Genomic DNA, 26,023 nt, shown 5'->3' with positions numbered 1-26,023 from the left:
CAGGCAGGAGAGCGAGACGATGGCCAATCCCTGGAGCAACGAAGGCGACGGCGGCGGCATGCTGGTCACCACCACCGCCGTGGTCGAAGGGCGCGCGGTGCGCGACTATCTGGGCATCGTCACGGGCGAGGTGATCGTCGGCGCGAACCTGTTCCGCGACATCTTCGCCTCGATCACCGACCTCGTCGGCGGACGTTCGGGCAAGTACGAGGAAGTGCTGGCCCGCGCGCGCAAGGAAGCGCTGGCCGAAATGCGGCAGGAGGCTTTGTCGCTGGGCGGCAATGGCGTGATCGGCGTCGACATCGATTACGAGGTGCTGGGCCAGAACGGCTCGATGCTGATGGTCAGCGTGTCGGGCACCGCGGTCGTGCTGGCCTGAAGCCGAACCAGACCCAACAGAACCGGATTGATAACAGCTTGACTGATTTCCGCATCAGGCGCGCGCGGGCGGACGACGCCGCCGCCTGCGCCGCGATCTACGCCCCCTTCGTCACCGACACATGGATCAGCTTCGAAACCCAGCCGCCATCTGCAGGCGAAATGCTGAAGCGCATCAGCGCGTGGGGCGGCACCTATGGCTGGCTGGTCGCGGTGCGAGGCATGGCGGTGATCGGCTATGCCTATGGCAGCCCGCACCGCTCGCGCGATGCCTACAGCTCGTCGTGCGACGTGGCGGTCTATGTCGATCCGTCGATGGCGCGGCGCGGCGTGGGCACCGCCCTGTATTCGGCGCTGCTGCCGATGCTGAAGGACCGCTATCACGCGGCTTTCGCGGGCATTTCGTTACCGAACGACCCCAGCATCGCATTGCACAAGAGCTTCGGCTTCGAACAGGTCGGCGTCTATAAAGAGGTCGGCTGGAAGCTGGAGGACTGGCGCGACGTCAGCTGGTGGCAATTGCTGCTTTAGGCTCCCCGGCGGCGGACCAAGGCGTATCGTCCAGCGCCCGCGAAGCGCGTTTCGCCGGGCGATAGACCAGATCGGCGATGGCCACGCAGGCAAACGCCAGCACGCCGCCCGCCGCCAGGTCGACGACATAATGCCAGCGCGTCGCCACCGCCTCGACCAGGATGAAGGCGAACAGCGGCACATAGGCGCACAGCAGCCAGCGTTCGTGGCGCCAGGCAAAGATCACGAAGATCGCCGATACGGCGGTGTGCAGCGACGGCATCGCCGCAGGGCCCGCCAGCAGATTGGCGCGGCCATGCACCGCCAGCCAGTCCGCGCCGCCCGCCCGGATCGCCGCGACCAGCCGCTGCATGTCGGCCTGCGCGGCGCTGGCGACGGCATTGGCCCCGTCCTCGTAGATGAACGGCCCCAGCGCAGGCCACGTCAGATAGCCCGCCGCCCCGAGCAGATGGACGCAGAACACCGCCACCACCAGCCGCCGGAACACCGCGATATCGCGCACCGCGTGCACGATGAAGCTGGCGTAGAACATGGCGATAAAGGCAAACAGATAGGCCGCGTCGATATTGCCCAGCCGGTCCGCCAGCCAGTGCCGGACCGCGAAACAGGCATCGACCACCGGCTGCAGGGCCCGGTCGGAGCGCATGAAGGCCGCGTCATGGTTCGCGCCGTTCACCGCCGTCACCCACAGCTTCAGATTGAAGTGCACGATCAGTACGCCGAGATAGCAGACGAAAGCAGCCGCCAGATAGACCAGCACCCTGGGCTGGCGGTTGCGCAGAATCAGCAATCCCCACCCGATCAGCGTCACCACCGGGACAAGGTAATGCACTCCGAACGCACCCAGTGCCTTCTGGCTGGGCAGCAAGATCGGCAAATCATTGACGAACGCGACCACCAGCGCCGCGCAGATCCCCGCCAGTAGGATCGCGACCTCGGGCAGAGGCCAGCCGCCATAGGGCTCCGCCTCGCGCAGACGCTTTTCTTCATGGTGCCCCCCTTCACGCTGAGGGGTAAGGCAATCTGGATCGTGCACGCTCATCGAATGGGATTACCCGGCGGTTGCTCCTGCCATGGCAATGCCGCGATATGGTTAAATATCGCTGAAGCCCCGCGCACCCACGCCGGTCAGGCTTCTTTGGCCCCCGGTTTTCTCGCCCCCGCCGCCTTCGCCTCATCAGATGTCGCCGCACTCACCACCGAACCCGCGCTGAACCCGTGCACCAGTGTCGACAGCACGATGGTGAAAGTGACCACCGCCCACAGCGGCCCCGCGTCCTGCAGGTCGATCGCGCCCGCCGCATAGGCCAGGTAATAGATCGACCCCATGCCCCGCACGCCATAGAACGCGACCACGCCGCGCTGCTTCACCGTCATATCCGTCCCCAGCAGCGCCAGCATGCCGAACGCGGGCCGGATCGCAAACACCAGCGCCAGCCCGATGATCGCCTCTCGCCAGCCCAGATAGGGCAGCAGATCGGGGATCGCCCCGCCCAGCAGCACCAGCAAGATCGCCGTCACCGCATGCTCCAGCGCCTCCGAGAAGCTGTGCAGGCGGCCATGGAACTGGTGCTCATGCTCTTGCAGGCGCAGCACTACGCCCATGACGAAGGCCGCGATAAAACCGTATCCCTCGACCAGCTCTGTCAGGCCATAGGTGAACAGCACGCCTGCCATCGCGATCACGCCGGATCCCGTTTCCGCCAGCGGATTCCCGCGCGGCCAGGTAAACAGCGCCGCCCCCAGCAGCTTGCCCGCGAGCACGCCCGCCAGCACCCCCACCGCGATCTTGTAGAGCAGGTAGAACCCCGCCCATTCCAGGCCCCAGCCCTGCAGGTCCAGCCCCATCGAGGTGACGAAGATCGCCAGATAGACGAACGGAAACGCCAGCCCGTCATTCAGCCCCGCCTCGGCCGTCAGCGCAAAGCGCACCGGATGCTCGCGGCCCTCCAGCGGCGCGCCCACCTGCACGTCGGCGGCCAGCACCGGATCGGTCGGCGCCAGCACCGCGGCCAGCAGGATGGCGCTGCCCAATGCGAAGCCCGCCAGCGTACCCATCACAGCCACCGCGACCATGCACAGCGGCATCGCGACCGCCAGCAGCCGCACCGTCGGCGTCCACAGCCCCCGCCCCGCGATCCGGTCGATCCGGATGCCCGTGCCGAACAGCGCGATGATGACCGCGAATTCCGACGCGATTTCCCAGAAACCGGGGCGGTTGACCGGGCTGAACACCTGCGGAATTCCGGGCACGATCCCGAACACCGCCAGCCCGCCGATGATCAGCAGACCCGACGCGGCAGGCTCTTTCCCCGAAATCCAGCGCGGCAGCCAATAGGCGAAAATGATCACCAGCCCGCACCCGGCCATCAGCAGGTGATAGGGCGCAAATTCGAAAAGCGGTTTGTCCATGCGTCAGGGTAACGAGCGGGAAAGGGGGTGGTGCCCTGGGGGGATGGTGCGGAAAGCTTGATAAAGCTGCTAAGGTTTGATTTCGGGGGGTATTGCGGTTCGAGCTATGGTTTAGGATGCGACGAGTTTGGGGACGCTTACCACGTCACATGGTTGGACCTCAGACAGATCTGCCAAACCTCCAAGCCTATGGAGATGAACCGTGTTCGGCTTCAACCTCCAGCAACAAGACCCAGTCTGTCCCCGGCCCGGAGGAGGGCGGATCAAACGATTGGATGCCCTGGTTTTGCTCGGTGCGGAACGGATATTCAGCACCGTAGCGCGGGTCGAACCATGTCTGCGTGTGCATGCCGCCGCCAGCCAGCTCGCCCAGATCGAGGGTGAAGGGTTCGCCCTGAGGCGAATAGACGATTATGCGCGAACCGTCTGATGCGCGAGCGGCGCGAATTTTCGCCGCTCCATGTGCAGGGCCGTCCAGTATAATATCCTGACGCGGCTCGAGGGTCTGGAACTCGTGCTCTTCCATGAAGTGACGAAGGAAGCCCATTTGCCGGGCACCTGGGTCCTGAATTGCATCGAACCATGGGCGGTTGGCACCGATCGCCGGTTCCCGTCCAGCAGCCCACATTTGCCAGACATTGTTATTGCCATAGGTATGCCCGGCCGCCCCCGCCAATACGGACCACCAGGCCGCCTGCCGTGCATCGTCATCGTTGAAGCGCAGACGGGGATCGTAGCCTTCGTTGTAGAAACCGACTGGAATTCCCTCATAGCGAGGTTCGCCGTCGATCACTGGCCGCTTGGGCTCGAGCGCGAGGTCATGTTCGACATAGAGACCCGTATCGAGATTGCGCGCTGCGTGGGAGGACTGGTTCATGTAGAAGTCGAGCCATTCCGCATCGCGCAATTGCTCCGATGCCAAGCCGGGGCCGCGCGGATGGAAGGTGATAAGGTGTTTGCCGCCATCACCGTCCTCAAGCCCATGGGCAATTGCATCGATGATCGAACGCTCTTGATCAGACCTGACGTTGGAATCGCCGCCAAGGATCCAGATTACATTGGCGTCGCGATAGCGATTGCCAAGGAATCGTCCGTAGGAGCGTGCGCTTTCTACATCGAAAATTCTCCGGTCGCCATCACGCCAGTAATGGCCCCAGGACGGGAGAAGTCCCACGGTCAGACCCAGCTGGTTCGCCCGTGAAATGACATGATCGATATGAGCGAAATAGGCTTCATTCGGTGTTGACGGATCCCTGTTGACGAGCGGTAGCTCTCCATAGGCGTTTGGCGTGTCCAACCCCTGCAGTTCTGCCAGAGCGACGGCCTGGATGACGGTAAATCCCTTGGCGGCGCGGTCCCGCAGATACTGGTCCGCCTCTTCTCGTGTCAGCCGGTGGAAAAGAGCCCATGCGGTGTCACCAAGATAAAAAAACGGCTTGCCATCCTCTTCCTGCAGATGCCGCCCGTCGGGTGCCACTTCAATGCGGGCTTGAGCTTGTACGACTGGCGCAGACTGCAGCATGGCAATCACGACTGTACTCAAGAAAAAGGCGCGCATCGCAAGTATCTCCCGTCAGAATTACGCCTCCTCGATGTTATTGCCTTGCGAGGCGGTAACCGGTGTCATAAGCGAGTTTTCAGGACCTGCAAGCGCCATGATCTATCGCGCTTGCAAACCTTGTCTATGAAGCGAGCGGTTCTCTCGGATTTGCATGAACTGCAAGTTCGCTAATCTCGACTATCCGTCCCTCAAGCCAACCCGCGACAACCCCGCAAGCCGTCGTTCGCTCACCTCCGCGCCAGGCCCCAGCCATGGCAAAGCCGCGGCTGTGACGTCGAACGACACGCTGCGGGCCTGATGGCCCTTGCGGTCCCAAAGGCTCTTGGCGTCCGGGTCGCCGCCACTGGCGCCTTAAGGCTGCGCTCGCGTTGCGATGCTCGCCTTACGACGCGGGCGGCTCTTTGAAATTCAACTCCACTCTCGTCCCCTCCGGCCCGAACACGAAGATCTGCCGCACGCCCGCGGTGTCGCGCAAATCGCTTTCCGTCACCTCGTGCCCCGCGCCGCGCAGGCGGGCGAGGTAGTCGTCATAGCCGGTGCAGGCAAAGGCGACATGGTTGATCGGGCCCGGCTCGCGCGGGGCGGGGCGGGTATTCACGTGGATCAGCGCATTGCCCGCCCCGTCCACCATCCAGCTGTTCAGCTCGGGATCCATCCCCGGCGGCGGCTTGGGGACCAGCCCCAGCATGTCGCGGTAAAAGGCGACCGTCGCGGCAAAATCGGTCGTGCTGATATTGATATGGTCGATGCGGCTGATGGTCATGGCTGCTGCGCCCCCCCTGCGTCGTTTGATTATCGCGTCGTCTTATTTTCGCGTCGTTTTATTGTCCTACTCGCGCGCCGTTTTCTATCGGGCTCGTCATCAGGTGACGCATGCTCTTTCAAATCCGTGAAATTTCCCCCGACCCCCCGGCGTGTCACTTTTGGCCGCGAACACCAGCATTCCTGCGGCCTCGCACCGGGTGACAGAGAGTGTAGGACATGTAACCTTTGTCACTTTTCGCGCGCGCTTGCCCTGCCCCTGCCCCCTGCTGTAAGGGGCGCCCAAAGCCGAACAAGCACACCGAACAACACTGAGGACGTAAGCGGCAATGGCCGGCCATTCCAAATTCAAGAACATCATGCATCGCAAGGGCGCGCAGGACAAGAAGCGCTCCGCCATGTTCTCCAAGCTCTCGCGCGAGATCACCGTGGCGGCCAAGATGGGCACGCCCGATCCCGACATGAACCCGCGCCTGCGCCTGGCCGTGAACAACGCCAAGGCGCAGTCGATGCCCAAGGACAATATCCAGCGCGCGATCGACAAGGCATCGGCCAACGAAGGCGACGATTACGAGGAAATCCGTTACGAGGGCTATGGCCCCGGCGGCGTGGCCCTGATCGTCGAGGCGCTGACCGACAACCGCAACCGCACCGCGACCAATGTGCGCACCGCGTTCAGCAAGAACGGCGGAAACCTGGGCACCGCGGGTGCGGTTTCGCACGGCTTCGAACGGCTGGGCCTGATCGAATACCCCGCCAGCGCCGGTGACGAGGAAAAAGTGCTTGAGGCCGCGATCGAGGCCGGCGCCGACGACGTCGAATCGTCGGAGGACGGCCACGTCATCTGGACCCAGATGGAAGCGCTGCACGAAGTCGCCGGAAACCTCGAAAAATCGCTGGGCGAGGCCGAGAACGTCAAGCTGGCGTGGAAGCCCAACATCACCGTCGACGTCGACGAGGACACCGCAGGCACATTGTTCAAGCTGGTCGATGCGCTGGACGACGACGACGACGTCCAGACCGTCTGGGGCAATTACGAAGTGTCCGACGACGTGATGGAAAAGCTCGGCTGATGCTGGCCCTGGCCGCGAAGGCGCTGCTGGCCGGCGTCATGATCGCGGCCATCGCCGAGATCGGTCGCCGCCTGCCGACGCTGGGCGCGCTGGTCGCCTCGCTGCCGCTGGTGTCGGTGCTGGGCATGATCTTCCTGTGGCACGCCCGCCCCGACGCCGAGAACATGGCCCGCCATGCCGAGGCGACCTTCTGGTACGTGCTGCCCTCGCTTCCGATGTTCCTATTGATCCCTGTGCTGCTGCGCCATGGCATGGCCTTCTGGCTGGCGCTGGGGGCCGGATGCCTGCTGACCGTCACCCTGTACCTGCTGATGCAGGCGCTCGCGCCGCGCCTTGGCCTTCCGCTTTGACCTCCGCGGCTCCAGGGTTCGTCAGAGCATGATCGTACGATGATCGTGCGATGATTGTTTTGGGACTCGATCCTTCGCTGACCTGCACGGGCTGGGGCGTGATCCGCAAGGACGGGTCGCGCCTGTCCCATGTCGCCAACGGACAGGTGCCGACCAGCAGCAAGGACGAGATGGCCTTCCGCCTCGCCGCGCTTCAGCAGGCGCTGGCCGAAGTCATCGCCAGATACCGCCCTGATGTCGCCGCCGCCGAAGAGGTGTTCGTCAACAAGAACCCGCAATCGACGCTGAAACTGGCTCATGCCCGCGGCGTGGTGCTGGCGGCATGCGGCGCGGCGGGGCTGGCGGTGCACGAACATTCCACCAAGGTCGTCAAGAAATCGGTGGTGGGCACGGGCGGGGCCGACAAGAATCAGGTGCAGGCGATGCTGAAAGTGCTGCTTCCGGGCGCAGAAATCGCCGGATCGGACGCAGCCGATGCACTGGCCGTCGCAATCGCCCACGCTCATCTTGTGCGAAGGCTTTGAATCTGCGCCGTTTACCATCGTACCCCCCGGAATTGCTGTGCTGCACTTGCGAAATGTTGTTGCAGACATGGCCCGAGGCGCGGACTCTGCCCCCCCTGGCGCACTGCTTTTCGAGTCGAAAAGGCGCCGATGAAACGGGGGTTTTGTCATGAACAGCCTCGCCGAAGTTCATCCGATGGCCGGCAGGCCGCAAAAGACCGCATCCGCGAAGCGGACGCGCCACGTGATGTTCCTGATGTGCAAGACCGACTGCAATGACGGGATCTATTCCTATTGCATGACGCTTGCGGCAGGACTGAAGGAACAGGGCTGCAAGGTCTATTTCGTCACCAGCGCCATCTATGAGGCTGGCGCCGATGAAGAGCGGGTCGGGCAGGTCGACCGCCTGTGCGACGAAGTGCTGTGCATCCCGGGCCTTGGCAACAAGCCGCGCCTGTCCGACTGGCGCACGATCCGCGCCTTCATGCGCAGGAACGACATCGACAGCGTGAACGTGCATGGCCTTGGCATGATCATATGGGGGCGGCTGCTGTCCCTGTTTGCGCGCGTACCGGTGGTGGCGACGTATCATCCGTCCTTTCACGCGGGAAAATTGGATGTGGTGGGCAAGACCAACGCCTCGCTGTCCATGCCCGCACGCGCGGTCGTTTGCGCCTTTGCGGTCGATGCGATCGTCGTCCTGTCTGAAGAAACCCGCGCCCAGCTTGCCCGCGAATGCCGCCCCGTCGCGCACCGGATCCAGAAAGTCGTGGGCGCGATCGACGAGGGGCGGTTCCACCCGCCCACCGCCGAACAGCGCCGCATCTCGCGCGAACGACTGCAGCTTGGCGAGCGGGAATTCGTCTGCCTGCAAATCGGACGGTTAAGCTGGAACAAGGGCATCGACCTCCTCGTTCAGGCAACCCGCAAGGCGGGCGCGGCGATGGACCCTCCGATCCGCGCGATCCTTGTCGGAAGCGGCACCGACGAGGAGGAGCAGGAAATCCGAGACTACGCGTATCAGTCGGACAAGGACCGATCGGTCTTTCGCTTCGACGGGTTCAAGTCCGATGTCCTGAGCTATTACTGGGCCAGCGACGCATTTGTCCTGCCCAGCCGGGTCGAGGGATACGGTCTGGTGGTCGTCGAGGGCATGGCGACCGGGCTGGTCCCCGTCCGCACCCCCGGCGGCGGCGCGTCCGACCAGATCGAGCATGGCGAAAACGGCCTGCTTGTGGATTTCGAGGATTCGGACGGGCTGGCCGATGCCCTGCTTCGCCTTCATGACGAGGCGGAAAGGGCAAGGCTGGCGCAGGGCGCGATACGCAAGGCCCGGCGCGACTTTACCAAGCAGGCGCAGGCGCGCTCCATCCTGGAATTGTTCGATCAGGCATCGGGACCGGCCGCATCGCTGGCCTGACGGCGTAAGAGCCGATCAGCGCAGCTGGCTGTCCTTGCTGCCACGCCGATTGATCGCGCTGTGGCGAACGCTGCGGTCGTTCGCGGACTGGCACGGCACGCAGGTGCGCACGCCCGGCAGGGCCTTGCGCCTCTTCTCGGGGATCTTCTCTCCGCAGGTCTGGCAATATTCCAGACCCTCGCCCACCGGCATGCGCGCGCGGGCGCTTGCCACCGCGTCATTGACCGTATCGTCGATCTGGTCCTGCACCGCGCCATCTCGCGACCATCCGCCAGCCATATCCCGTTCCTTTTCGTAACCTCTGTTATTCGAAGCCTTGTGGGTGGATTTCGTTCCCCCCTCGAAACAAAGCGGAAACACCGCTAGGCAGCAATCATGATCGCGAAACTTGCAGGCAGGCTGGACGAAACCGGCACGGACTGGGCGGTGATCGACGTGGGCGGCGTCGGCTATCTGGTCCATTGCTCGGCCCGGACATTGTCCGCGCTGGGCGAAAAGGGCGAGGCCTGCACGCTCTATACCGATCTGCAGGTGAGCGAGAACGACATGCGCCTGATCGGCTTTGCCCGCGGGGCGGAGCGCGACTGGTTCCGCCTGCTGCACGGCGTGCAGGGCGTAGGGTCCAAGGTTGCGCTGGCGATCCTGTCCGCGCTGTCGACCGAGGAATTGCAGCAGGCCTGCGCCAAGGGCGACGCCGCCATGGTGGCGCGCGCAAACGGAGTCGGCCCCAAGCTGGCGGGCCGAATCGTCAACGAGCTGAAGGACAAGGCCGGCGGCATGCCGGTGGTGGCGGGTGCAGGCGGCACGGTCGCGGCACCGGTCGGCAGCAGCAGCGCCGATGCGGTATCGGCCTTGGAAAACCTCGGCTTCAAGCCCGCCATCGCCGCCAAGGCCGTGGCCGAGGCCGAGGGCGAACTGGGCGCGGACGCGAGCGAAACCGCGCTGATCCGGGCCGCGCTGAAGAAGGCCGCAGGATGATGCGCAGAATTCTGATCGCCCCCTTGCTGGCGCTTTCCGTCCCTGCGGCGGCAAAGGAATTGCCAAGCAGCATGACGCCCGGCCCCGTCTTTCCTTTCGGCCCCGTGGCCGAGGTGGAAAGCGACATGCCGATCCCCGAAGGTACCGAATTCAAAATGGCCTTCGACCTCAGCGATGCGGCCCCTGCCGGAGAGGCCAATCGCGGATTGGTGACGCTGGCGCGCTTCTTCAACATGCATGTCCGCGCGGGCGTGCCCGAACAGAATATCCATCTGGCAGTCGTGGTCCACGGCGCGGCGGGCGTCGATCTTCTGAACGAAGCCGCCTATGGAAAGCGCAGGGACGGCAAGGACAACGCCAATGCCGCGATCGTCGCCGCGCTGCTGGACAACGGCGTGCGCGTCATCCTGTGCGGGCAAAGCGCCGCCGCGATGGGCATCGCCAAGAGCGATCTGCTCCCCGGCGTCGAAATGGCGCTGTCCGCGATGACCGCCCATGCGCTGCTGCAACAGCAGGGCTATGCGTTGAACCCGTTCTGATGGCCGATCCCGTCCCCCTCCACTCGCCCGAGCGGCAGCCCGACGATCCGGACGCCGCGCTGCGGCCCAAGACGCTTGAGGAGTTCGTGGGCCAGCAGGCCGCGCGCGAGAACCTGCGCGTCTTTATCGAGGCGGCACGCTCGCGCGGAGAGGCGATGGACCATGTGCTGTTCTTCGGCCCGCCCGGCCTCGGCAAGACGACATTGGCGCAAATCGTGGCGCGCGAACTGGGTGTCGGTTTCCGGGCGACCTCGGGTCCGGTTATCGCGAAATCGGGCGATCTGGCCGCGCTGCTGACCAATCTGGAAGAAGGCGACGTCCTCTTCATCGACGAGATTCACCGCCTCAATCCCGTGGTCGAGGAAGTGCTCTATCCCGCGATGGAGGACCGCGCGCTCGACCTCATCATCGGTGAAGGCCCCGCCGCCCGCAGCGTGCGGATCGACCTGCCGCCCTTCACGCTGGTCGGCGCGACGACGCGGCAGGGCCTGCTGACGACTCCGCTGCGCGACCGGTTCGGCATTCCGGTGCGGCTCAATTTCTATACGGTCGAGGAACTGGAAAAGGTGGTCTCGCGCGGGGCGCGGCTGCTCAATATCGGAATCGATCCCGGCGGCGCGCGCGAGATTGCCCGCCGTTCGCGCGGCACGCCCCGCGTTTCGGGCAGATTGCTGCGCCGCGTACGCGATTTCGCCGAGGTGGCGAAGGCCCCGACGATAACCGACCAGATCGCCGACGACGCGCTGACGAGGCTGGAGGTCGACTCGCTCGGCCTCGACGCGCAGGACCGGCGCTATCTCCACATGATCGCGGATATCTACAAGGGCGGCCCGGTCGGGGTCGAAACGCTGGCCGCGGGCCTGTCCGAACCGCGCGACACGATCGAGGAAGTGATCGAGCCCTATCTGATCCAGCTTGGCCTTGTCGCCCGCACGGCGCGGGGCCGCTGCCTCAACGATCGCGGCTGGCGGCATCTTGGCCTGTCCCCGCCCCAGCCCGATCTGCCCCCGCCCGATCTGCCGCAGGGCAGGCTGTTCGAGGACTGATCGCCGTTCGGCGGGCATTCGAAGCGCTTCGTCGGCCCGCCATTCGCTTGGCAGAAGCGGGTGATGCACCGGTCGATGCGGCGCTGCATCGTTGAAAATGCGGCCTTATTCCTTTGAGCACAGGGGGCGTCCAGCCCTCCCGATCACAAAGGAACAAGCCATGCGCACGATCGCCATTGCATTCATCATGGGCACCATCGCAGCGCCGACGGTTGCCTCCGCGGAAAACGCAAACCCGGTGATACGCCACAAGACCGTGCCGGTTTCGGCACAGGATTTCGCCAGCGCCGAAAGCACCGAGCGGCTCGAACGCAAGCTCCGCAGTGCGGCGCGCGCCGTCTGCACGCGCAATCGCGGCTTCGAACCGCCGTCACGGGCGGAGCAGCGCTGCTATGAGCGTGCCGTCAGCAATGCGAAGCAGAGCCTCGCGCAAAAGCAGGCGGAGCACGGTTCGGCATTGGGCGGATAACGCCGCCAATCCGGCGCCAGACATGAAAAAGGGCGGCCCCTTGCAAAGGGCCGCCCTTTCCGATTTCCGGCAATGCCGCGCGGCTTAGTCGGCGGCAAGCTTGCGCAGGACGTAATGGAGGATGCCGCCGTTGCGGTAATATTCCATCTCGTTCGCGGTATCGATGCGGCACAGCACGTCGAAGCTGAAGTCCGATCCGTCCTTGCGCGTGACCTTCACGGTCACTTCCTGGCTCGGCTTCAGATTGTCGAGGCCCTGAATGGTAAACTGGTCATCACCCGTCAGGCCCAGCGTCTCGCGCGTGTCGCCCGCCTTGAACTGCAGGGGCAGCACGCCCATGCCGACAAGGTTGGAGCGGTGGATACGCTCGAAGCTTTCGACCAGCACCGCGCGCACACCCAGCAGGATCGTGCCCTTCGCCGCCCAGTCGCGCGACGATCCGGTGCCGTATTCCTTGCCGCCGATGACGACCAGCGGCGTGCCGTCTTCCTTGTGCTTCATGGCGGCGTCATAGATCGCCATCTGCTCGCCGTTATAGCTGGTGTAGCCGCCCTCGACCCCCGGCACCATTTCGTTCTTGATGCGGATATTGGCGAACGTGCCGCGCATCATCACTTCATGGTTGCCGCGGCGCGAGCCGTAGGAGTTGAAGTCCGCCTTCGCGACCTGATGCTCCTTGAGGTAACGGCCCGCGGGGCTGTCTTCCTTGATCGAGCCTGCGGGCGAGATGTGGTCGGTCGTGACCGAATCGCCCAGGATCGCCAGCGGCTTCGCATCGATGATGTCGCTGACCGCGTCGGGCGTCATGCCCATGCTCTCGAAATAGGGCGGGTTGGCGACATAGGTCGAACCGGCGCGCCAGCTATAGGTGTCCGAACCTTCGACATTGATCGCCTGCCAATGCTCGTCGCCCTTGTAGACGTCGGCATAACGGCTCTGGAACATGTCGCGGCTGATCGCGCCCTGCAGCACTTCGGCCACTTCGGCATTGGTCGGCCAGATGTCGCGCAGATAGACTTCGCTGCCGTCGCTGCCGGTGCCGATCGGAGTCTCGGTGATGTCCTCGGTCACCGTGCCCTTCAGCGCATAGGCGACGACCAGCGGCGGCGATGCGAGGAAGTTGGCACGCACGTCGGGCGACACGCGGCCCTCGAAATTGCGGTTGCCCGACAGCACCGAGGCGGCGACGACATTATTGTTGTTGATCGCCTTCGAAATCGGCTCGGCCAGCGGGCCGGAGTTGCCGATGCAGGTGGTGCAGCCATAACCGACCAGATCGAAACCGATCGCGTCGAGATGATCCTGCAGCCCCGCCTTGACCAGATAGTCGGTCACCACCTGCGATCCGGGCGCGAGCGAGGTCTTCACCCAGGGCTTGGGCATCAGGCCCTTCTCATGCGCCTTCTTGGCGACGAGGCCTGCCGCGATCAGCACATCGGGGTTCGAGGTGTTGGTGCAGCTGGTGATGGCAGCGATCACGACGTCGCCGTCGCCCACGTCATGATCCTTGCCGTCGACCGCGAAACGCTCCGCCCCGGCCTTGTTGTACAGCTTGGCCAGATCGGTGTTGAACAGCTCGTCCACCTTGTCGAGCGCGACCTTGTCCTGCGGACGCTTGGGCCCCGCCAGCGACGGCACGACCGAACCCATGTCGAGTTCGAGCGTGTCAGTGAAGATCGGCTCGGGGTTCGACGGATCGAACCAGAGGCCCTGTTCGCGTGCATAGGCCTCGACCAGTGCGATCGCGTCCTCGTCACGGCCGGTCAGGCGCATGTAATCCAGCGTCTTGTCGTCGATGCCGAAGAAGCCGCAGGTCGCGCCATATTCGGGCGCCATGTTGGCGATGGTCGCGCGGTCGGCCAGCGTCAGCTTGGCGGTGCCTTCGCCGTAGAATTCGACGAAGCGGCCCACCACGCCCTTTTCGCGCAGCATCTGCACGCAGGTCAGCACGAGGTCGGTGGCGGTGATGCCCTCGGCCATCTTGCCGGTCAGCTTGAAGCCGACGACTTCGGGGATCAGCATCGAAACCGGCTGGCCCAGCATCGCGGCCTCCGCCTCGATCCCGCCGACGCCCCAGCCCAGCACGCCCAGACCGTTGATCATGGTGGTGTGCGAATCGGTGCCGACGCAGGTGTCGGGATAGGCGATGTCGGCGCCGCTCGGGTCCTTCGACGTCCATACGCCGCGGCCGATATGCTCAAGGTTCACCTGGTGGCAGATGCCGGTGCCCGGCGGGACGGCATAGAAATTGTCGAGGCTCTTCGCGCCCCACTTCAGGAAGTCGTAGCGTTCGGCATTGCGCTGGTATTCCAGCTCGACGTTCTTTTCGAATGCCTTGGGATGGCCGAACTCGTCCACCATGACCGAGTGGTCGATGACGAGGTTCACGGGCACCTGCGGATTGATCTTCTGCGTGTCGCCGCCCAGCGCCTTGATGGCATCGCGCATCGCGGCGAGGTCGACCACGCAGGGCACGCCGGTGAAATCCTGCAGCAGGACGCGCGCGGGGCGGTACTGGATTTCGGGATGCGGGGCCTTGGGGTTCTGCTGCCAGTCGACGATCGCCTTCACGTCATCGGTCGAGACGGTGAAGCCGTCATCCTCGAACCGCAGCATGTTCTCGAGCAGGACCTTGAGCGAGAAGGGAAGCCGCGACACGTCGCCATATTTTTCCGCCGCCTTGGCGAGCGAGTAATAGGCATATTCCTTGCCCCCGACGCTCATGGTCGAGCGGGTGCCGAGCGTGTCCTTGCCGATTGCAGTCATGGGTGACCTTTCCCTTCAGATCTGGTCGCGCGCAAGACAGTTGAGAACCGCTCGCAGGGCGCGGGTTGCAGGTGCGAAATGTTTGCGGCGGCGATGGGCCGGATCGCCCGCCTCGTCAAGGCTGAGAAAGGTCAAAATTGGCTGTGGAACGGCGCACGCCCGTACGATTCAGCATGGCGAAAGCATGTAAAGAGGATTAGCGGAGCCGAAACCGCGCGGCGTCCTGTCCGTTACAATGAATGGAGACGTTGTAGCCATTAGGCGAATGCGGAAGTATGATGGCAGCCGGATAGCCGGGCTGCCTACCGGGAAATCATGATGACCATGGATAGCATTGTTTACCGGCCCTTGGGAAAGGGTCTTGTCACTCGAATGCTGGGCTCTGCGGCCCTGATTGCGGGCGCTGTCGCGCTGCCCGCCAATGCGCTGGCGCAGGCCGCGCCGGCTGCGGCCAAGTCGCAGCCCGCGCCCCTGTTTCCGACCGAGCAGGCCCCTGCGGCCCCTGTTGAACTGACATCGGCGCCGGTCATTCAGGAAATCCCGACCGATTATTTCACCGTGGCCCCGACATGGCAGGTGGCGCAGGCAGAGCAATTGCTCGGCTATATCCGCGCGATCGGGGGCGAGGGGCTGTTCGCCAAGGATTACCGGCCCGACGAATTGCAAGCGGCCATCGCCGCGGGCCCCGGCGCAAGGCTGAACGAGACGGCAACCCGCCTGTTCACCTGGGTCGCCGAGGATCTGCGCGACGGACGCACCGAAATGGATTCGCGCCATCAATGGTTCGTCGAGGATCCAGACTGGAAGCTGCGGCCGATCAAGCCCCTGCTGGAGGAGGCGCTGGCGTCGGGGCAGATCGTCGCCGCGCTTGATTCGCTCAATCCCACGCATCCGGATTACGCGGTGCTGAAACAGATGCTGCTTGAGACGAGCGAGGGCGACAAGGCCTCGCGCGCCAAGATCCGCGCCAACATGGACCGCTGGCGCTGGCTGGGCCGCGATCTCGGCAAGAACTATCTGCTGACCAACGTGCCCGAATATCAGCTGCGTCTGGTCGTCAACAACAAGGTCCACACCTCGTTCCGCACCATCGTCGGCAAGCCCGGTCGCACCGCCACGCCGCAGCTGGCCGAGAAAGTCGAGGGCGTGATCTTCAACCCGACTTGGACCGTGCCGCAATCCATCGTGGTCGGCGAAGGGCTGGGCGCGCGGGTCATGGGCAACCCCTCCTATGCGCGTAACAACGGGTACAAGGCCTACAAGACCGAAGCGGGCATGACGGTGGTCGTCCAGCAGCCCGGACCGGGCAATTCGCTCGGCCTGATGAAGCTGGACATGCCGAACCCGCACGCGATCTTTTTGCATGACACGCCGTCCAAGTCGCTGTTCAACAACGACAATCGCGCGCTCAGCCACGGCTGCATCCGGACCGAGAACGCGATGAAGCTGGCCATGATCATGGCCAAGGGCCTTGGCGGATTGTCGAGTGAGGAAGCGGTCGAGATCGCGAATTCGCGCGAATACACGCGCGTGCCGCTGACCAAGGAGCTGCCGGTCTATATAACCTATTTCACCATGGCCCGCGACATCGACGGCCAGATGCGCAGCTTCGACGACATCTACGGCCGGGACGAGCCGGTGCTGGCCAGCATGGCCGCCGCGCGCGTGCCCAAGACGGGCCAGCACAAGACCGACGAACCGATCGTCCCGATCGAGGCGCCGGGGGCCTGATTCGCGTCAGTAGCTGATCGGCAGGATCTGCGGCGCCGCAAGCCAGCCGATCAGCAGCAGCGCGCCAAGGGCCAGCAGCGCCGCCACCACGCGGCGCGTCACGAAATGCCTAGCCGGTCGGCATAGAGCAGCCGCCCGCCCGACAGGTTCCACAGGGCTTGGTTGAAATCGGCGGGGTCCATCGCGAAACAGCCGTTCGACCGCCCCAGCCGCCCCCATTTCTCGACATGCGCGCGGGTCGCATATTCGGCGGGATGCGCCACGATATAGCGCGGCAACGCATTCGAATTGTCAGGATCCAGCCCGCCCAGCCGGATCGACGTGCCATAGCGGCCCTTGTACCATTCATAGGTGACATAGGCCCCGCGGCTGGTCGCATTGGACCCCGGCGTGTTGGAAAAATTGTTGAGCCAGCCATCATGCTCGGGGTCCGAGCCGGTGCCATGCGCGACGAGGAAGCTGCGCACCGTCCCCGTCTCGACATTGGCGAAATGAAAGCGCGGAACCGACGAATGCACGCCGAAATCGGCGATGCCCGCCATGTCGCGGTGCCATAATACGTCGCCCGCGCGGTCCATCTGCGTCTTGGCGACGTCCAGAATGCGGCGCTGCGCCGGCGTCAGCGGGCTGGCCGAGGCAAAAACCGTGCGCGGCAGAGCCAGCGAAGCACCTGCCGCGATGGCCGCGCCCAGCACCGTCCGCCGGCCCATCGAAGGCCCGTTTCCACGCTGTGGCAGGGCTGCGGTGGCGGATATGTCGGTGCGCTTTCTCGTCATGACGAAAGACTATACCAAACCCGATCTGGCTTCAAAGTTAACCGCGATTTCCTGCCCTTATGGGCGGGGACAAGCTCAGTCACGCGACAGGATCATCGAATCGCCGTCGATCTCGACACGTTCAAACCGGCGCAGATAGCTCTGCCCCAGCAGCGTCACCGGCAGCCCCTCGGGCACGATGGCCCCCTCTATGTCGCGCATCTCGGTGCCGCCCAGTTCGATGCGGTCGATCATCACGGGCACGCCCTCGACGACTCCGCTGGCGCCGCGCGCGACCGGCTGCAGATCGGATTCGCTCCAGTCCAGCCCCGCCGCGCGGGCGTCATCGCCCGTCAGCGCCACGAAGCTCGCCCCCGTATCGACCATCACGTCGAGTTGCTGGCCGCCGATCGTGGGATTGGCATAGAAATGCCCGTCTGCCCGGCGCGACAACTGGATTTCGCCGCCCCACAGGTCCTTCTGGCCGGAAAGCGCCATGGCCGCCGCCGGATCCGCCGACACCGCGCCGCTCTCCAGCGTTGCAGGAGCCTCATCGCCCTCCGGCATGCCGGTCATGAAGGCGCCGGCCACGCTGGCGGCGAAGACGATCCAGAAGATCCTGTGCACGGTCATGCCCGGATCTTACGCCCGCTTGCTTAACCGGGCGTAAAACACGCAGGCCGACAGCGGCGCAGCCTATTCGGCGGCTTCCGCCGCCTTGCTCTCGTCGGCCTTCCCGGCGTCGGTCATGCCGCCCTCGATCTCGGCGGCCTTCGCCTCCACCAGCTTGACGATGTGGTCGAGCATGTCACCGCTCTGCACATGGTGGTCGGTGACGCCCGACAGATAGACCATGTGCTTGCCGTTGCCGCCGCCGGTGATGCCGATATCGGTCTCGCGCGCCTCGCCCGGTCCGTTGACCACGCAGCCCAGCACCGACAGCGAGAGCGGCGTCTTGATGTGCTGCAACCGCTCTTCCAGAGCCTGCACCGTGCGGATCACGTCGAAACCCTGCCGCGCACAGCTGGGGCAGGACACGACGCGCACGCCGCGGGTACGCAGGCCCAGCGCCTTCAGGATCTCGAACCCGACGCGCACTTCCTCCTCGGGCTCTGCCGACAGCGACACGCGCAGCGTATCGCCGATGCCCGCCCACAGCAGGTTGCCGATTCCAAGCGCCGATTTCACCGTCCCGCCAATCAGCCCGCCCGCCTCGGTAATGCCAAGATGCAGCGGGCAATCGACCGCTTCGGCAAGGCCCTGATAGGCCGCGACCGCCAGGAACACGTCGCTGGCCTTCACCGCGACCTTGTATTCGTGGAAATCGTGGTCCTGCAGCAGCTTGATGTGATCCAGCGCCGATTCGACCAGCGCATCGGGGCACGGCTCGCCGTATTTTTCCAGCAGGTCCTTTTCCAGGCTGCCCGCGTTCACGCCGATGCGGATCGAGCAGCCATTGGCCTTGGCCGCGCGCACGACCTCGGCCACGCGCTCGCTGCTGCCGATATTGCCGGGATTGATGCGCAGGCAGGCCGCGCCCGCATCGGCGGCTTCCAGCGCGCGCTTGTAGTGGAAATGGATGTCCGCGACGATCGGCACCTCGGCGGCGCGCACGATCTGTTTCAGCGCCGCAGTCGATTCGACGTCGGGGCACGACACGCGCACGATGTCCGCGCCCGCATCCTCGCAGCGGCGGATCTGGTCGATCGTCGCGCCTGCGTCGCTGGTCAGCGTGTTGGTCATCGTCTGGACGCTGATCGGGGCGTCGCCGCCCACGGGCACGCGGCCCACCATGATCTGGCGGCTCTTGCGGCGGTCGATCATGCGCCAGGGCCGGATTGCTGCGATGCGGTCTGTAGACATGGGCCTTCCTATACAGGCGCTTGTGTTAAGGGGCAAAGACGCATTTGCCTCAACTCCGGCGATGCGCCATCAATCCCGCGAACAGGGAGACGCATCTTTGGAAGAACAGCTTTACGACGACCAGAGCGGCGACAATGCGCTGCTGTTCGCCCGCGTGCTCGATGGCAAGGGCGGCGGGCGCAAGCTGGACTGGGAAGAGGCACGCAAGTGGAAGCCGTCGGCCGCGCATCCCCAGGAAGTGCTGTGGATGCATGTCTGCCGCACGCGCCCCGGCGTGCAGGAATGGCTGGAAGACAGCATCGGCATGTCCGAGCCGACCGCCGAACTGCTGGTCAGCGACCGCACCCGCCCGCGCGCCTTTCGCGAGGGCAATACGCTGGTCGCCACGCTGCGCGGCATCAATTTCAACCCCAATGCCGAGCCCGAGGACATGGTCTCGATGCAATTGTGGTGCGACGGGCGGCGGCTGATCACGCTGCGGCGCGAACGGCTGCAGACGCCGCGCGACACCTTGGCCGAGATCGATCAGGGCATCGGCCCTACCGACGCGGGATCGCTGATCACACAGGTCACCGAACACATGATCGCGCGGATGAGCCGGTCGATCATCGACATGAACGACCATATCGACACGCTGGAGCATGTGGACCCCGAGGACGAGCCCGAGGAAGTGCTGACCCGCATCACCACGATCCGCCGCAACTGCCTTGCGCTGAAACGCCACATGAGCCCGCAGCACGAGGCGCTGGAACGCATCAGCCGCGATGCCCCCGCCTGGTTCGAGGAGCACGACCGGCGCGAGATCGCCGAGACGATCGAACGCCTGCGCCGCTATCTCGACGATATCGACATCTCGATGGAAAGCGCCGTTGTGCTTCAGGACGAGATCCGCGCCCGCGCCGTCGCCAGCAGCGAAAAGGCGACCTATATGCTGACCATCGTGGCGGGGATCTTCCTGCCGCTCAGCTTTCTGACCGGGCTGATGGGCATCAATGTCGGCGGCATGCCGGGCGTGAACGACGGCGATGCGTTCTGGGACGTGGTGGGCCTGTGCACGGCGATTCTGGCGGTGCAATTGTTCCTGTTCTGGCGCTGGAAATGGCTGTGACCGGTCACAGCCGCTTTTCGTAAAGAAACTCGTCGTCGCGGTGGCTGCCGACCCAGAAGTCGATGTCAGCGATCTTGGCAAAACCGTGCCGCTGATAGAACCGCTGCGCTCCGTGGTTCTCGCTCCATACCGATAGCTGGACGGCGTCCGCACCGCGCGAGCGGGCCGTGGCCAGCGCCCAGTCCATAAGCGCCGCGCCCAACCCTTGCCCGGTACAGGCCGGATCGGTGTAGAGCTGGCTCAACCCCATCGGAGCGCGGGCTTCGGAATGGCTGGCATAATCGCTGTCGGCGGTCAGCTTGCAATAGCCCATCAGGCGGCCTGCATCATCCACGGCAAGCTGGTGGATATAGGCCGGATCGGCAATTTCGCCCGCGACTCTGGCAGGGTCGTGCGTCTCGTCCAGAAACGCGGCGAGATCCTCTGGCCGATAGAGATGACCGAAGGCCGCGGCGAAACTCTGCCGCCCCAGTAAAGACAGCGCCGCCGCATCACCGGCAACCGCATCGCGCAGGGTGAAATCCGTCATGGCCCGGTCCTAGCGGCGATGCGGCACAAGCGGAAGGGAAGGCGATGCGCCGCGCACCAAGCTGTCCAGCCAATCCATCGGGATGGGTCAAAAATCAAATATCACAAATTTGAACTAGCTGCCTGTTCACCTAGCGTTTATAATAGGGTTTCATGCCGGGGAGCAGGACCTCAGCGAAAGTTTCGCACCGGCATGACGTGCTGGCCGTTGTCGGGGGATGTCGGTCGGCGCGATACCAGTCCTGATCGCGCTGTCGCACCGCGCCCATGACCGTGATGCGGCAGCGCGAATTTGGTGCCGCCGCCGTCCAACCGATTCGCGCCCCAAACCGCGCCTTAACCGCGCTCGCGCGCCTGGCCATAGCTGCCGAGGATGCGCAGGTGCTTTGAATAGAACCCCAGCTCCTCCAGCGCGCGATCGACCGCGGGCTGGCCCGGCGCGCCGACGATATCGGCATAGAACTCGGTCGCGGCAAAGGCGGCGCCCTTCTGATAGCTTTCCAGCTTGGTCATGTTCACGCCATTGGTCGCGAACCCGCCCAGCGCCTTGTAGAGCGCGGCGGGAATATTGCGCACCTCGAACACGAAGGTCGTCATCGCGGGGCCGTCGATGGTCGCGGGATCCAGCGCATCCTTCGCCAGCACGACGAAACGCGTCATATTATCGTGCGCATCCTCGATATCGCGCGCGATGATCTTCAGGCCGTAAAGCTCCGCCGCCATTTCGGGCGCGATGGCGGCCAGTTCGGGGTCCTGCTGCTCGAACACCGTAGCGGCGGCGCCCGCCGTGTCGGCATGATCCATCGGCACCAGCCTGTCGGCACGCAGCCGGTGGCGGCACTGGCCCAGCGCCTGCGGATGGCTGATCACGCCGCGGAACGGCCCATTACCCAGCGCCATCAGGTGATGGTGGATCTCCATGAAATGCTCGCCCGTGATCGCAAGGCCCGATTCGGGAAGCAGGAAATGGATGTCGGCCACGCGCCCGTTATGCGAATTCTCGATCGGGATGATCGCGCGGGCGGCGCGTCCTTCCTTCACCGCCTCGATCGCGTCGGCGAACGAGAAACAGGGCATGGGCAGGCAATCGGGGTCGTGTTCCAACGCCGCGATATGCGAATTGGCGCCCGGCGCGCCCTGGAATGACACGGCCCGCGCGGGTTCCGCAAGCGCGGCACGGGTCATCTTGTTGACCAGCGCCATGGCCGGGGCGGCATAAGGGCTGGCTTGCTGGCTGATCGGCGCGTTCATGGGTCGATGCCGTTAGGCGCTCCCCGCGCGGCTGCCAAGAGCGTTAAGGGGCCATGCTAATCGCATTGCGGCATGAAACGCCCTTGTCATGCGCCGAACCCTTATTTAGAGCGACGCGCGAGCCATAATCGGCCGCGAAACATCGCTTCTATTCACGACCGCTTTCACGCGCGCATACGCAGACGGATATTTTCTCTGATGGACGGCAGAACCAATACCATCTTCGGCTGGACCCTGTTCGGCGGCGTCGTCGCCCTGGGCCTGTCCAGCATCAGCGGCCACATCTTCGACGCAGAACGCCCCGAAAACCTGGGCTATGTGATCGAGGGCGTGGAGGAAGAAGGCGGCGCCGAAGGGCCGTCGCTGGCCATGCTGCTGTCGACCGCCGATGTCGCCAAGGGCGAGGCGGTCTTTGCCAAATGCGTCGCCTGCCACACGATCGAGCAGGGCGGCCCCAACGGGATCGGCCCCAATCTCTATGCCATCATGGGCAAGCCGATCGGCAAGCATGCCGCCGGATTCGCCTATAGCTCGGCGTTGTCGAGCCATGGCGGCGACTGGGATTTCGCGAATATGGACGCATGGCTGACCAGCCCGCGCAATTTCGCCAACGGCACCAAGATGAGCTTCGCCGGCCTCGGCAATCCCGAGGACCGCGCCAATGTCATCGCCTATCTGAACAGCATGGGTTCGAACCTGCCCCTGCCCGAGGTTGAGGCCGCGCCCGCCGAGGAAGCCGGCGAAATCGACGCTGTGGACGAGCCCACCACCGTCAGCACCGAGGCTTCGGACGCCAGCGCCGGGACCTATCCGGAAGTCGCGGCGGACACGGACACAACCGCGCCCGTCGGCGAATAAACGCCGCGCAAAAAGCGAATCACCAAGGCCCCCGCCCGGCATCAGCCTGGCGGGGGTTTTCGTTTGTCGGTGTGAGAATGCAGCATGACAGGCGACGGCGGCGTGCGATCCGGCCGCCGAAACGCACCGACCGAAACAAAGCGGCGAGCATGTCCGGCAGGGTCGGCGCACCGGCTTCGCGAAACCGGACCACCATCACCGCCTCGCGGCCACTGGCGCGCGGCGCGTCAGGGAGAGGTGCTGTTACCCGCCCATCGCGGCGGTCAGGCGGCGTCCTCGACCGCGTCCAGCCCATAGGCGGTGTGCAGCACGCGCACGGCCAGTTCGGTCTCGTCTTCGTCGATCAGCACCGACACCTTGATCTCGCTGGTCGAGATCGCCTGGATGTTGATGCCGCGATCGGCCAGCGCCTTGAACATGGTGCTGGCGATGCCCGCATGGCTGCGCATGCCCACGCCCACGACGCTGATCTTGGCGACCTTGGGATCGGTGATGATACGATTAAAGCCGATCTGCGGCTTCTGCTCTTCCAGCAAAGCCTGCGTGCGGACAAGATCGGCGCCCGGCACGGTAAAGGTTACGTCGGTCTCGCCCTTGTCGCGGCCCACGTTCTGGATGATCATGTCGACGTTGATATTGGCCGCCGCCAGCGGGGTGAAGACGCTGGCCACCGCGCCGGGGCGGTCGGGCACGCGGGTCAGGATGACTTTGGCTTCGTTCTTGTCGGCGGCGATGCCGGTGATCAGCTGGCTTTCCATGTCGAGTCCTTCAAGCTCTTCCTCGCTGACGATCAGCGTTCCGGGCAATTCATCGGCCAGCGGCGCATCGTCGTCGATGAACGACGACAGCACCTGCACCGGCACTTTTTCCTTCATCGCAAGGCTGACCGAACGGGTCTGCAGCACCTTCGACCCAACCGAGGCAAGCTCGAGCATTTCCTCGAACGTCACGGCCTTCAGCTTGCGGGCCTTGGCGACAATGCGCGGGTCGGTGGTATAGACGCCGTCGACATCGGTATAGATGTCGCAGCGGTCGGCCTTGACCGCAGCGGCGACCGCGACGGCGCTGGTATCGCTGCCGCCCCGGCCTAAGGTCGCGACGCGGCCATCCTCGGCCAGTCCCTGGAAACCGGGGATCACCGCGATCTCGCCCGCCTGCATGCTGGCGATCACCTCGCCTGCGTCGATCTCGCCGATGCGCGCCTTGGCGTGGGCATTGTCGGTATGGATCGGCAATTGCCAGCCCAGCCACGACCGCGCCTTGCAGCCCAGCGCCTGCAGCGTCAGCGCCAGCAGCCCGCTGGTGATCTGCTCGCCCGCGGCGACAACCACGTCATATTCGGCGGGGTCGTACAGCGGATTGGCTTCGCGGCAGAAATTGACCAGCCGGTCGGTCTCGCCCGCCATGGCCGAAACGACCACCGCCACCTCGTGCCCCGCGGCCTGCTGGCGGCGCACGATATTGGCGACGCGGCGAATCCGCTCCGTCCCCGCCATCGAGGTGCCGCCGAATTTCATCACGATGCGCGCCAAGCTGCTTCGCCTTTTCTGTCTGCCTGCATGATCGGCCCACGCGAATGCTGGCCGGATGAATGGCGCGCTGTTAAGGGTAAGGCATGGCCAATGCAACAATATCACCTGTAACCATCCGCCCCGAAGAAGCCGCCCATTTCGGCGCGCTGGCGGCGGACTGGTGGGATCCCAAGGGGTCCTCGGCGATGCTCCACCGGCTGAACCCCGTGCGGCTGGCCTATATCCGCGAAGCGATCGACCTGCACTGGGGCGGCGACGTGCGTGCGCGCCATCCGCTGGCGGGCAAGACCGCGCTGGACGTCGGCTGCGGCGCGGGCCTGCTGTGCGAACCGCTGGCGCGGCTGGGGGCAGAGGTCACGGGCGTCGATGCGGCGGCGGAAAATATCGGCGCGGCGCGGGCCCATGCGCAGGCTGGCGGACTGGATGTCGCCTATCATGCTGGCGAACTTGCGGAATTGCAGGCCAATCGTTTTGACCTCGTCACCGCGATGGAAGTGATCGAGCATGTCGCCGACAAGGGCGCCTTCGTCCACCAATTGCAGGAACGGCTGGCGGATGGCGGTCTGATGGTGATCTCCACCCCCAACCGCACCGCACGCTCGAAACTGCTGCTGGTCGAGGGGGCCGAACGGCTGGGCATGGTACCGCGCGGCACGCATCACTGGCAGGATTTCGTCACTCCCGAGGAACTGCGCGAACTGCTCGCCGCCGCGGGGCTGGAAATGAGCGAGCCGCGCGGCATCGCCTTCTCGCCCATGCGCGGGCTGGAGCTGTCGGGCGATCTGTCGCTGAACTATATCGTCACCGCGCGGCGCGGCTAATCATCCTGCCGTTTCCAGATCCGCGCGCTTGACGACGCGGTGGCTGTCCTCGTCCTCGCCCTGCTTCCAATAGCTTGAGATATAGAGCCTGTCGGGACCAAGCCCGCGTTCACTGCGGAAGTAATCGCGCAGCGTCCGCATGGCGGCGAATTCCGCCGCCACCCACGCATAGGTTTCTCCGTCTTCCCAGCCCAGTTCGCGCAGCCTGCCAAGCAGCAGTTCCGGGTCGCTGCCAGGGTGCGGATTAACCAGCCATTGGATATCGAACCCTTCGGGCGCGGCAATGTCCTGACGGTCGTCCTCGTGCTGGATTTCGATCACGGCGGTCCCGCGCGCGTCAGCGGGCAGGCTTTCCAGATTGACCGAGATGGCGGGCAGCGCGGTCATGTCCCCGGCGACGAGATAGCGGTCCATCCCTTCGGGAAGCGGCTTGGCGGGACCGGGTCCGCCGACGAGGATCGTGTCGCCCGGCTGCGCGTCAAGCGCCCAGCTTACGGCGGGACCGGGCTGCTCATCTTTCAGCCCATGCACCACGAAATCGACATCGATGGCGTCTTCGGTCTGGTGGCGGATGGTATAGGTACGCACGACGGGCTTTACGCCGTCCTCGCCCTCGGAAAGGCGCAGCTTTACATATCCGCCCGCCGCGTTTTCCGGAAAGCCGGCCATCCCCGAACCGCCCAGCCGCAAGCGGACCATGTTGGGCGTTACCTGGGTGCGAGACAGGAGAGCGAGCGTGCGCGGTTCGGGGCGGGCCATCATGATCCTTTCATCGATTGCTGATGGTC

At 64.7% G+C, this 26,023-nt stretch carries 27 protein-coding genes; 14 read left to right on the top strand and 13 right to left on the bottom strand.

Going from position 1 to position 26,023, the window contains the following annotated elements; all coding sequences use genetic code 11:
- Nucleotides 1-58: 58 nt before the first annotated feature.
- Complete coding sequence (locus tag AC4FIJ_RS03810; RefSeq protein ID WP_490335485.1) at nt 59-379, top strand: heavy metal-binding domain-containing protein; 321 nt, start codon at nt 59-61, stop codon at nt 377-379.
- A gap of 38 nt (nt 380-417) precedes the next feature.
- Complete coding sequence (locus AC4FIJ_RS03805) at nt 418-909, top strand: GNAT family N-acetyltransferase (RefSeq protein ID WP_490335387.1); 492 nt, start codon at nt 418-420, stop codon at nt 907-909.
- Here the strand turns inward: AC4FIJ_RS03805 and AC4FIJ_RS03800 are convergent.
- The 4 genes from AC4FIJ_RS03800 to AC4FIJ_RS03785 form a co-directional block, all read right to left on the bottom strand.
- Nucleotides 884-1,951, bottom strand: a complete 1,068-nt coding sequence (locus AC4FIJ_RS03800; RefSeq protein ID WP_490335386.1) for a phosphatase PAP2 family protein — start codon at nt 1,949-1,951, stop codon at nt 884-886. The two genes, AC4FIJ_RS03805 and AC4FIJ_RS03800, sit on opposite strands and share 26 nt — an antisense overlap.
- 86 nt (nt 1,952-2,037) lie before the next feature.
- The gene (locus AC4FIJ_RS03795; RefSeq protein ID WP_490335385.1) at nt 2,038-3,321 is read right to left on the bottom strand and encodes a cation:proton antiporter; all 1,284 of its coding nucleotides are present in this window, start codon (nt 3,319-3,321) and stop codon (nt 2,038-2,040) included.
- 187 nt (nt 3,322-3,508) lie between these two features.
- Nucleotides 3,509-4,879, bottom strand: a complete 1,371-nt coding sequence (locus tag AC4FIJ_RS03790; protein ID WP_490335384.1) for a glycoside hydrolase family 140 protein — start codon at nt 4,877-4,879, stop codon at nt 3,509-3,511.
- Nucleotides 4,880-5,264: 385 nt separating this feature from the next.
- Nucleotides 5,265-5,645, bottom strand: coding sequence for a VOC family protein (locus AC4FIJ_RS03785; protein WP_490335383.1), 381 nt, complete (start codon nt 5,643-5,645; stop codon nt 5,265-5,267).
- Nucleotides 5,646-5,973: 328 nt separating this feature from the next.
- Here AC4FIJ_RS03785 and AC4FIJ_RS03780 point away from each other — a divergent pair, with 328 nt between their 5' ends.
- The 4 genes from AC4FIJ_RS03780 (at nt 5,974) to AC4FIJ_RS03765 (ending at nt 8,990) form a co-directional block, all read left to right on the top strand.
- Nucleotides 5,974-6,717 (top strand): YebC/PmpR family DNA-binding transcriptional regulator, encoded by a 744-nt coding sequence (locus AC4FIJ_RS03780; protein ID WP_490335382.1) that lies wholly within the window; start codon nt 5,974-5,976, stop codon nt 6,715-6,717.
- On the top strand, nt 6,717-7,067 hold the full coding sequence (locus AC4FIJ_RS03775; protein ID WP_490335381.1) for a DUF3147 family protein: 351 nt from the start codon (nt 6,717-6,719) through the stop codon (nt 7,065-7,067). The genes AC4FIJ_RS03780 and AC4FIJ_RS03775 overlap by 1 nt, the downstream gene beginning before the upstream one ends.
- A gap of 50 nt (nt 7,068-7,117) precedes the next feature.
- A complete protein-coding gene (gene ruvC / locus AC4FIJ_RS03770; RefSeq protein ID WP_490335380.1) occupies nt 7,118-7,591 on the top strand; it encodes a crossover junction endodeoxyribonuclease RuvC in 474 nt (157 codons plus the stop codon).
- A gap of 148 nt (nt 7,592-7,739) precedes the next feature.
- Nucleotides 7,740-8,990: a glycosyltransferase family 4 protein gene (locus AC4FIJ_RS03765; RefSeq protein WP_490335379.1), complete on the top strand. Its 1,251-nt coding sequence runs from the start codon at nt 7,740-7,742 to the stop codon at nt 8,988-8,990.
- A gap of 15 nt (nt 8,991-9,005) precedes the next feature.
- Here AC4FIJ_RS03765 and AC4FIJ_RS03760 read toward each other — a convergent pair whose 3' ends face one another.
- Complete coding sequence (locus AC4FIJ_RS03760) at nt 9,006-9,269, bottom strand: DksA/TraR family C4-type zinc finger protein (protein WP_490335378.1); 264 nt, start codon at nt 9,267-9,269, stop codon at nt 9,006-9,008.
- A gap of 96 nt (nt 9,270-9,365) precedes the next feature.
- Between AC4FIJ_RS03760 and ruvA the strand changes: the two genes are divergently transcribed.
- The 4 genes from ruvA (at nt 9,366) to AC4FIJ_RS03740 (ending at nt 12,022) form a co-directional block, all read left to right on the top strand.
- Nucleotides 9,366-9,968 (top strand): Holliday junction branch migration protein RuvA, encoded by a 603-nt coding sequence (gene ruvA, locus AC4FIJ_RS03755; RefSeq protein WP_490335377.1) that lies wholly within the window; start codon nt 9,366-9,368, stop codon nt 9,966-9,968.
- On the top strand, nt 9,965-10,507 hold the full coding sequence (locus tag AC4FIJ_RS03750; protein WP_490335376.1) for a DsrE family protein: 543 nt from the start codon (nt 9,965-9,967) through the stop codon (nt 10,505-10,507). The genes ruvA and AC4FIJ_RS03750 overlap by 4 nt, the downstream gene beginning before the upstream one ends.
- Nucleotides 10,507-11,553, top strand: coding sequence for a Holliday junction branch migration DNA helicase RuvB (gene ruvB / locus AC4FIJ_RS03745; protein WP_490335375.1), 1,047 nt, complete (start codon nt 10,507-10,509; stop codon nt 11,551-11,553). Before AC4FIJ_RS03750 ends, ruvB begins: the two co-directional genes overlap by 1 nt.
- Before the next feature lie 160 nt (nt 11,554-11,713).
- Nucleotides 11,714-12,022 carry a UrcA family protein gene (locus tag AC4FIJ_RS03740; protein WP_490335374.1) on the top strand — a complete coding sequence of 103 codons (309 nt, stop codon included), beginning with the start codon at nt 11,714-11,716 and terminating at the stop codon, nt 12,020-12,022.
- Between the two features lie 84 nt (nt 12,023-12,106).
- On the opposite strand, the gene acnA is transcribed toward AC4FIJ_RS03740, so the two are convergent.
- Entirely contained in the window at nt 12,107-14,788 is a 2,682-nt protein-coding gene (acnA, locus tag AC4FIJ_RS03735; protein ID WP_490335373.1) for an aconitate hydratase AcnA, read from the bottom strand.
- Between the two features lie 372 nt (nt 14,789-15,160).
- Here acnA and AC4FIJ_RS03730 point away from each other — a divergent pair, with 372 nt between their 5' ends.
- Complete coding sequence (locus AC4FIJ_RS03730; protein WP_490335372.1) at nt 15,161-16,519, top strand: L,D-transpeptidase family protein; 1,359 nt, start codon at nt 15,161-15,163, stop codon at nt 16,517-16,519.
- A 98-nt stretch (nt 16,520-16,617) separates the two neighbouring features.
- Here the strand turns inward: AC4FIJ_RS03730 and AC4FIJ_RS03725 are convergent, their stop codons facing one another.
- The 3 genes from AC4FIJ_RS03725 to ispG form a co-directional block, all read right to left on the bottom strand.
- A complete protein-coding gene (locus AC4FIJ_RS03725; RefSeq protein WP_490335484.1) occupies nt 16,618-17,229 on the bottom strand; it encodes a murein L,D-transpeptidase catalytic domain-containing protein in 612 nt (203 codons plus the stop codon).
- A gap of 141 nt (nt 17,230-17,370) precedes the next feature.
- Entirely contained in the window at nt 17,371-17,907 is a 537-nt protein-coding gene (locus AC4FIJ_RS03720; RefSeq protein WP_490335371.1) for a retropepsin-like aspartic protease family protein, read from the bottom strand.
- A 63-nt stretch (nt 17,908-17,970) separates the two neighbouring features.
- Nucleotides 17,971-19,137, bottom strand: coding sequence for a flavodoxin-dependent (E)-4-hydroxy-3-methylbut-2-enyl-diphosphate synthase (gene ispG, locus AC4FIJ_RS03715; RefSeq protein ID WP_490335370.1), 1,167 nt, complete (start codon nt 19,135-19,137; stop codon nt 17,971-17,973).
- A gap of 97 nt (nt 19,138-19,234) precedes the next feature.
- Here ispG and AC4FIJ_RS03710 point away from each other — a divergent pair, with 97 nt between their 5' ends.
- Nucleotides 19,235-20,245 carry a zinc transporter ZntB gene (locus AC4FIJ_RS03710; protein WP_490335369.1) on the top strand — a complete coding sequence of 337 codons (1,011 nt, stop codon included), beginning with the start codon at nt 19,235-19,237 and terminating at the stop codon, nt 20,243-20,245.
- A 4-nt stretch (nt 20,246-20,249) separates the two neighbouring features.
- Here the strand turns inward: AC4FIJ_RS03710 and AC4FIJ_RS03705 are convergent, their stop codons facing one another.
- Both AC4FIJ_RS03705 and AC4FIJ_RS03700 read right to left on the bottom strand, forming a co-directional pair.
- Nucleotides 20,250-20,774: a GNAT family N-acetyltransferase gene (locus AC4FIJ_RS03705; protein WP_490335368.1), complete on the bottom strand. Its 525-nt coding sequence runs from the start codon at nt 20,772-20,774 to the stop codon at nt 20,250-20,252.
- 335 nt (nt 20,775-21,109) lie between these two features.
- The gene (locus tag AC4FIJ_RS03700) at nt 21,110-22,024 is read right to left on the bottom strand and encodes a prephenate dehydratase (protein WP_490335367.1); all 915 of its coding nucleotides are present in this window, start codon (nt 22,022-22,024) and stop codon (nt 21,110-21,112) included.
- Nucleotides 22,025-22,222: 198 nt separating this feature from the next.
- Between AC4FIJ_RS03700 and AC4FIJ_RS03695 the strand changes: the two genes are divergently transcribed.
- Nucleotides 22,223-22,882, top strand: coding sequence for a c-type cytochrome (locus AC4FIJ_RS03695; RefSeq protein WP_490335366.1), 660 nt, complete (start codon nt 22,223-22,225; stop codon nt 22,880-22,882).
- Between the two features lie 263 nt (nt 22,883-23,145).
- Here the strand turns inward: AC4FIJ_RS03695 and AC4FIJ_RS03690 are convergent, their stop codons facing one another.
- A complete protein-coding gene (locus AC4FIJ_RS03690; protein WP_490335365.1) occupies nt 23,146-24,414 on the bottom strand; it encodes an aspartate kinase in 1,269 nt (422 codons plus the stop codon).
- 83 nt (nt 24,415-24,497) lie between these two features.
- Between AC4FIJ_RS03690 and ubiG the strand changes: the two genes are divergently transcribed.
- Complete coding sequence (ubiG, locus tag AC4FIJ_RS03685; RefSeq protein WP_490335364.1) at nt 24,498-25,235, top strand: bifunctional 2-polyprenyl-6-hydroxyphenol methylase/3-demethylubiquinol 3-O-methyltransferase UbiG; 738 nt, start codon at nt 24,498-24,500, stop codon at nt 25,233-25,235.
- Here the strand turns inward: ubiG and AC4FIJ_RS03680 are convergent, their stop codons facing one another.
- The gene (locus tag AC4FIJ_RS03680) at nt 25,236-25,997 is read right to left on the bottom strand and encodes a siderophore-interacting protein (protein ID WP_490335363.1); all 762 of its coding nucleotides are present in this window, start codon (nt 25,995-25,997) and stop codon (nt 25,236-25,238) included.
- Nucleotides 25,998-26,023 lie beyond the last annotated feature (26 nt).

The organism is Croceicoccus sp., assembly GCF_983967925.1.
The sequence above is the reverse complement of the archived record's forward strand: the minus strand, read 5'-3'. Positions and strand labels throughout refer to the sequence as shown.

Bases quoted from the DNA above. Each gene is read 5' to 3' on its own strand.
- AC4FIJ_RS03750 (WP_490335376.1), top strand. From the start codon at position 9,965: ATGATGCGCAGAATTCTGATCGCCCCCTTGCTGGCGCTTTCCGTCCCT.
- AC4FIJ_RS03700 (WP_490335367.1), bottom strand. From the start codon at position 22,024: ATGAACGCGCCGATCAGCCAGCAAGCCAGCCCTTATGCCGCCCCGGCC.
- ruvB (WP_490335375.1), top strand. From the start codon at position 10,507: ATGGCCGATCCCGTCCCCCTCCACTCGCCCGAGCGGCAGCCCGACGAT.
- AC4FIJ_RS03695 (WP_490335366.1), top strand. From the start codon at position 22,223: ATGGACGGCAGAACCAATACCATCTTCGGCTGGACCCTGTTCGGCGGC.
- AC4FIJ_RS03680 (WP_490335363.1), bottom strand. From the start codon at position 25,997: ATGATGGCCCGCCCCGAACCGCGCACGCTCGCTCTCCTGTCTCGCACC.
- AC4FIJ_RS03800 (WP_490335386.1), bottom strand. From the start codon at position 1,951: ATGAGCGTGCACGATCCAGATTGCCTTACCCCTCAGCGTGAAGGGGGG.
- acnA (WP_490335373.1), bottom strand. From the start codon at position 14,788: ATGACTGCAATCGGCAAGGACACGCTCGGCACCCGCTCGACCATGAGC.
- AC4FIJ_RS03760 (WP_490335378.1), bottom strand. From the start codon at position 9,269: ATGGCTGGCGGATGGTCGCGAGATGGCGCGGTGCAGGACCAGATCGAC.
- ruvA (WP_490335377.1), top strand. From the start codon at position 9,366: ATGATCGCGAAACTTGCAGGCAGGCTGGACGAAACCGGCACGGACTGG.
- ruvC (WP_490335380.1), top strand. From the start codon at position 7,118: ATGATTGTTTTGGGACTCGATCCTTCGCTGACCTGCACGGGCTGGGGC.
- AC4FIJ_RS03775 (WP_490335381.1), top strand. From the start codon at position 6,717: ATGCTGGCCCTGGCCGCGAAGGCGCTGCTGGCCGGCGTCATGATCGCG.
- AC4FIJ_RS03740 (WP_490335374.1), top strand. From the start codon at position 11,714: ATGCGCACGATCGCCATTGCATTCATCATGGGCACCATCGCAGCGCCG.
- ubiG (WP_490335364.1), top strand. From the start codon at position 24,498: ATGGCCAATGCAACAATATCACCTGTAACCATCCGCCCCGAAGAAGCC.
- AC4FIJ_RS03730 (WP_490335372.1), top strand. From the start codon at position 15,161: ATGCTGGGCTCTGCGGCCCTGATTGCGGGCGCTGTCGCGCTGCCCGCC.
- AC4FIJ_RS03810 (WP_490335485.1), top strand. From the start codon at position 59: ATGCTGGTCACCACCACCGCCGTGGTCGAAGGGCGCGCGGTGCGCGAC.
- ispG (WP_490335370.1), bottom strand. From the start codon at position 19,137: ATGTCTACAGACCGCATCGCAGCAATCCGGCCCTGGCGCATGATCGAC.
- AC4FIJ_RS03705 (WP_490335368.1), bottom strand. From the start codon at position 20,774: ATGACGGATTTCACCCTGCGCGATGCGGTTGCCGGTGATGCGGCGGCG.
- AC4FIJ_RS03720 (WP_490335371.1), bottom strand. From the start codon at position 17,907: ATGACCGTGCACAGGATCTTCTGGATCGTCTTCGCCGCCAGCGTGGCC.
- AC4FIJ_RS03785 (WP_490335383.1), bottom strand. From the start codon at position 5,645: ATGACCATCAGCCGCATCGACCATATCAATATCAGCACGACCGATTTT.
- AC4FIJ_RS03790 (WP_490335384.1), bottom strand. From the start codon at position 4,879: ATGCGCGCCTTTTTCTTGAGTACAGTCGTGATTGCCATGCTGCAGTCT.
- AC4FIJ_RS03780 (WP_490335382.1), top strand. From the start codon at position 5,974: ATGGCCGGCCATTCCAAATTCAAGAACATCATGCATCGCAAGGGCGCG.
- AC4FIJ_RS03725 (WP_490335484.1), bottom strand. From the start codon at position 17,229: ATGGGCCGGCGGACGGTGCTGGGCGCGGCCATCGCGGCAGGTGCTTCG.
- AC4FIJ_RS03765 (WP_490335379.1), top strand. From the start codon at position 7,740: ATGAACAGCCTCGCCGAAGTTCATCCGATGGCCGGCAGGCCGCAAAAG.
- AC4FIJ_RS03795 (WP_490335385.1), bottom strand. From the start codon at position 3,321: ATGGACAAACCGCTTTTCGAATTTGCGCCCTATCACCTGCTGATGGCC.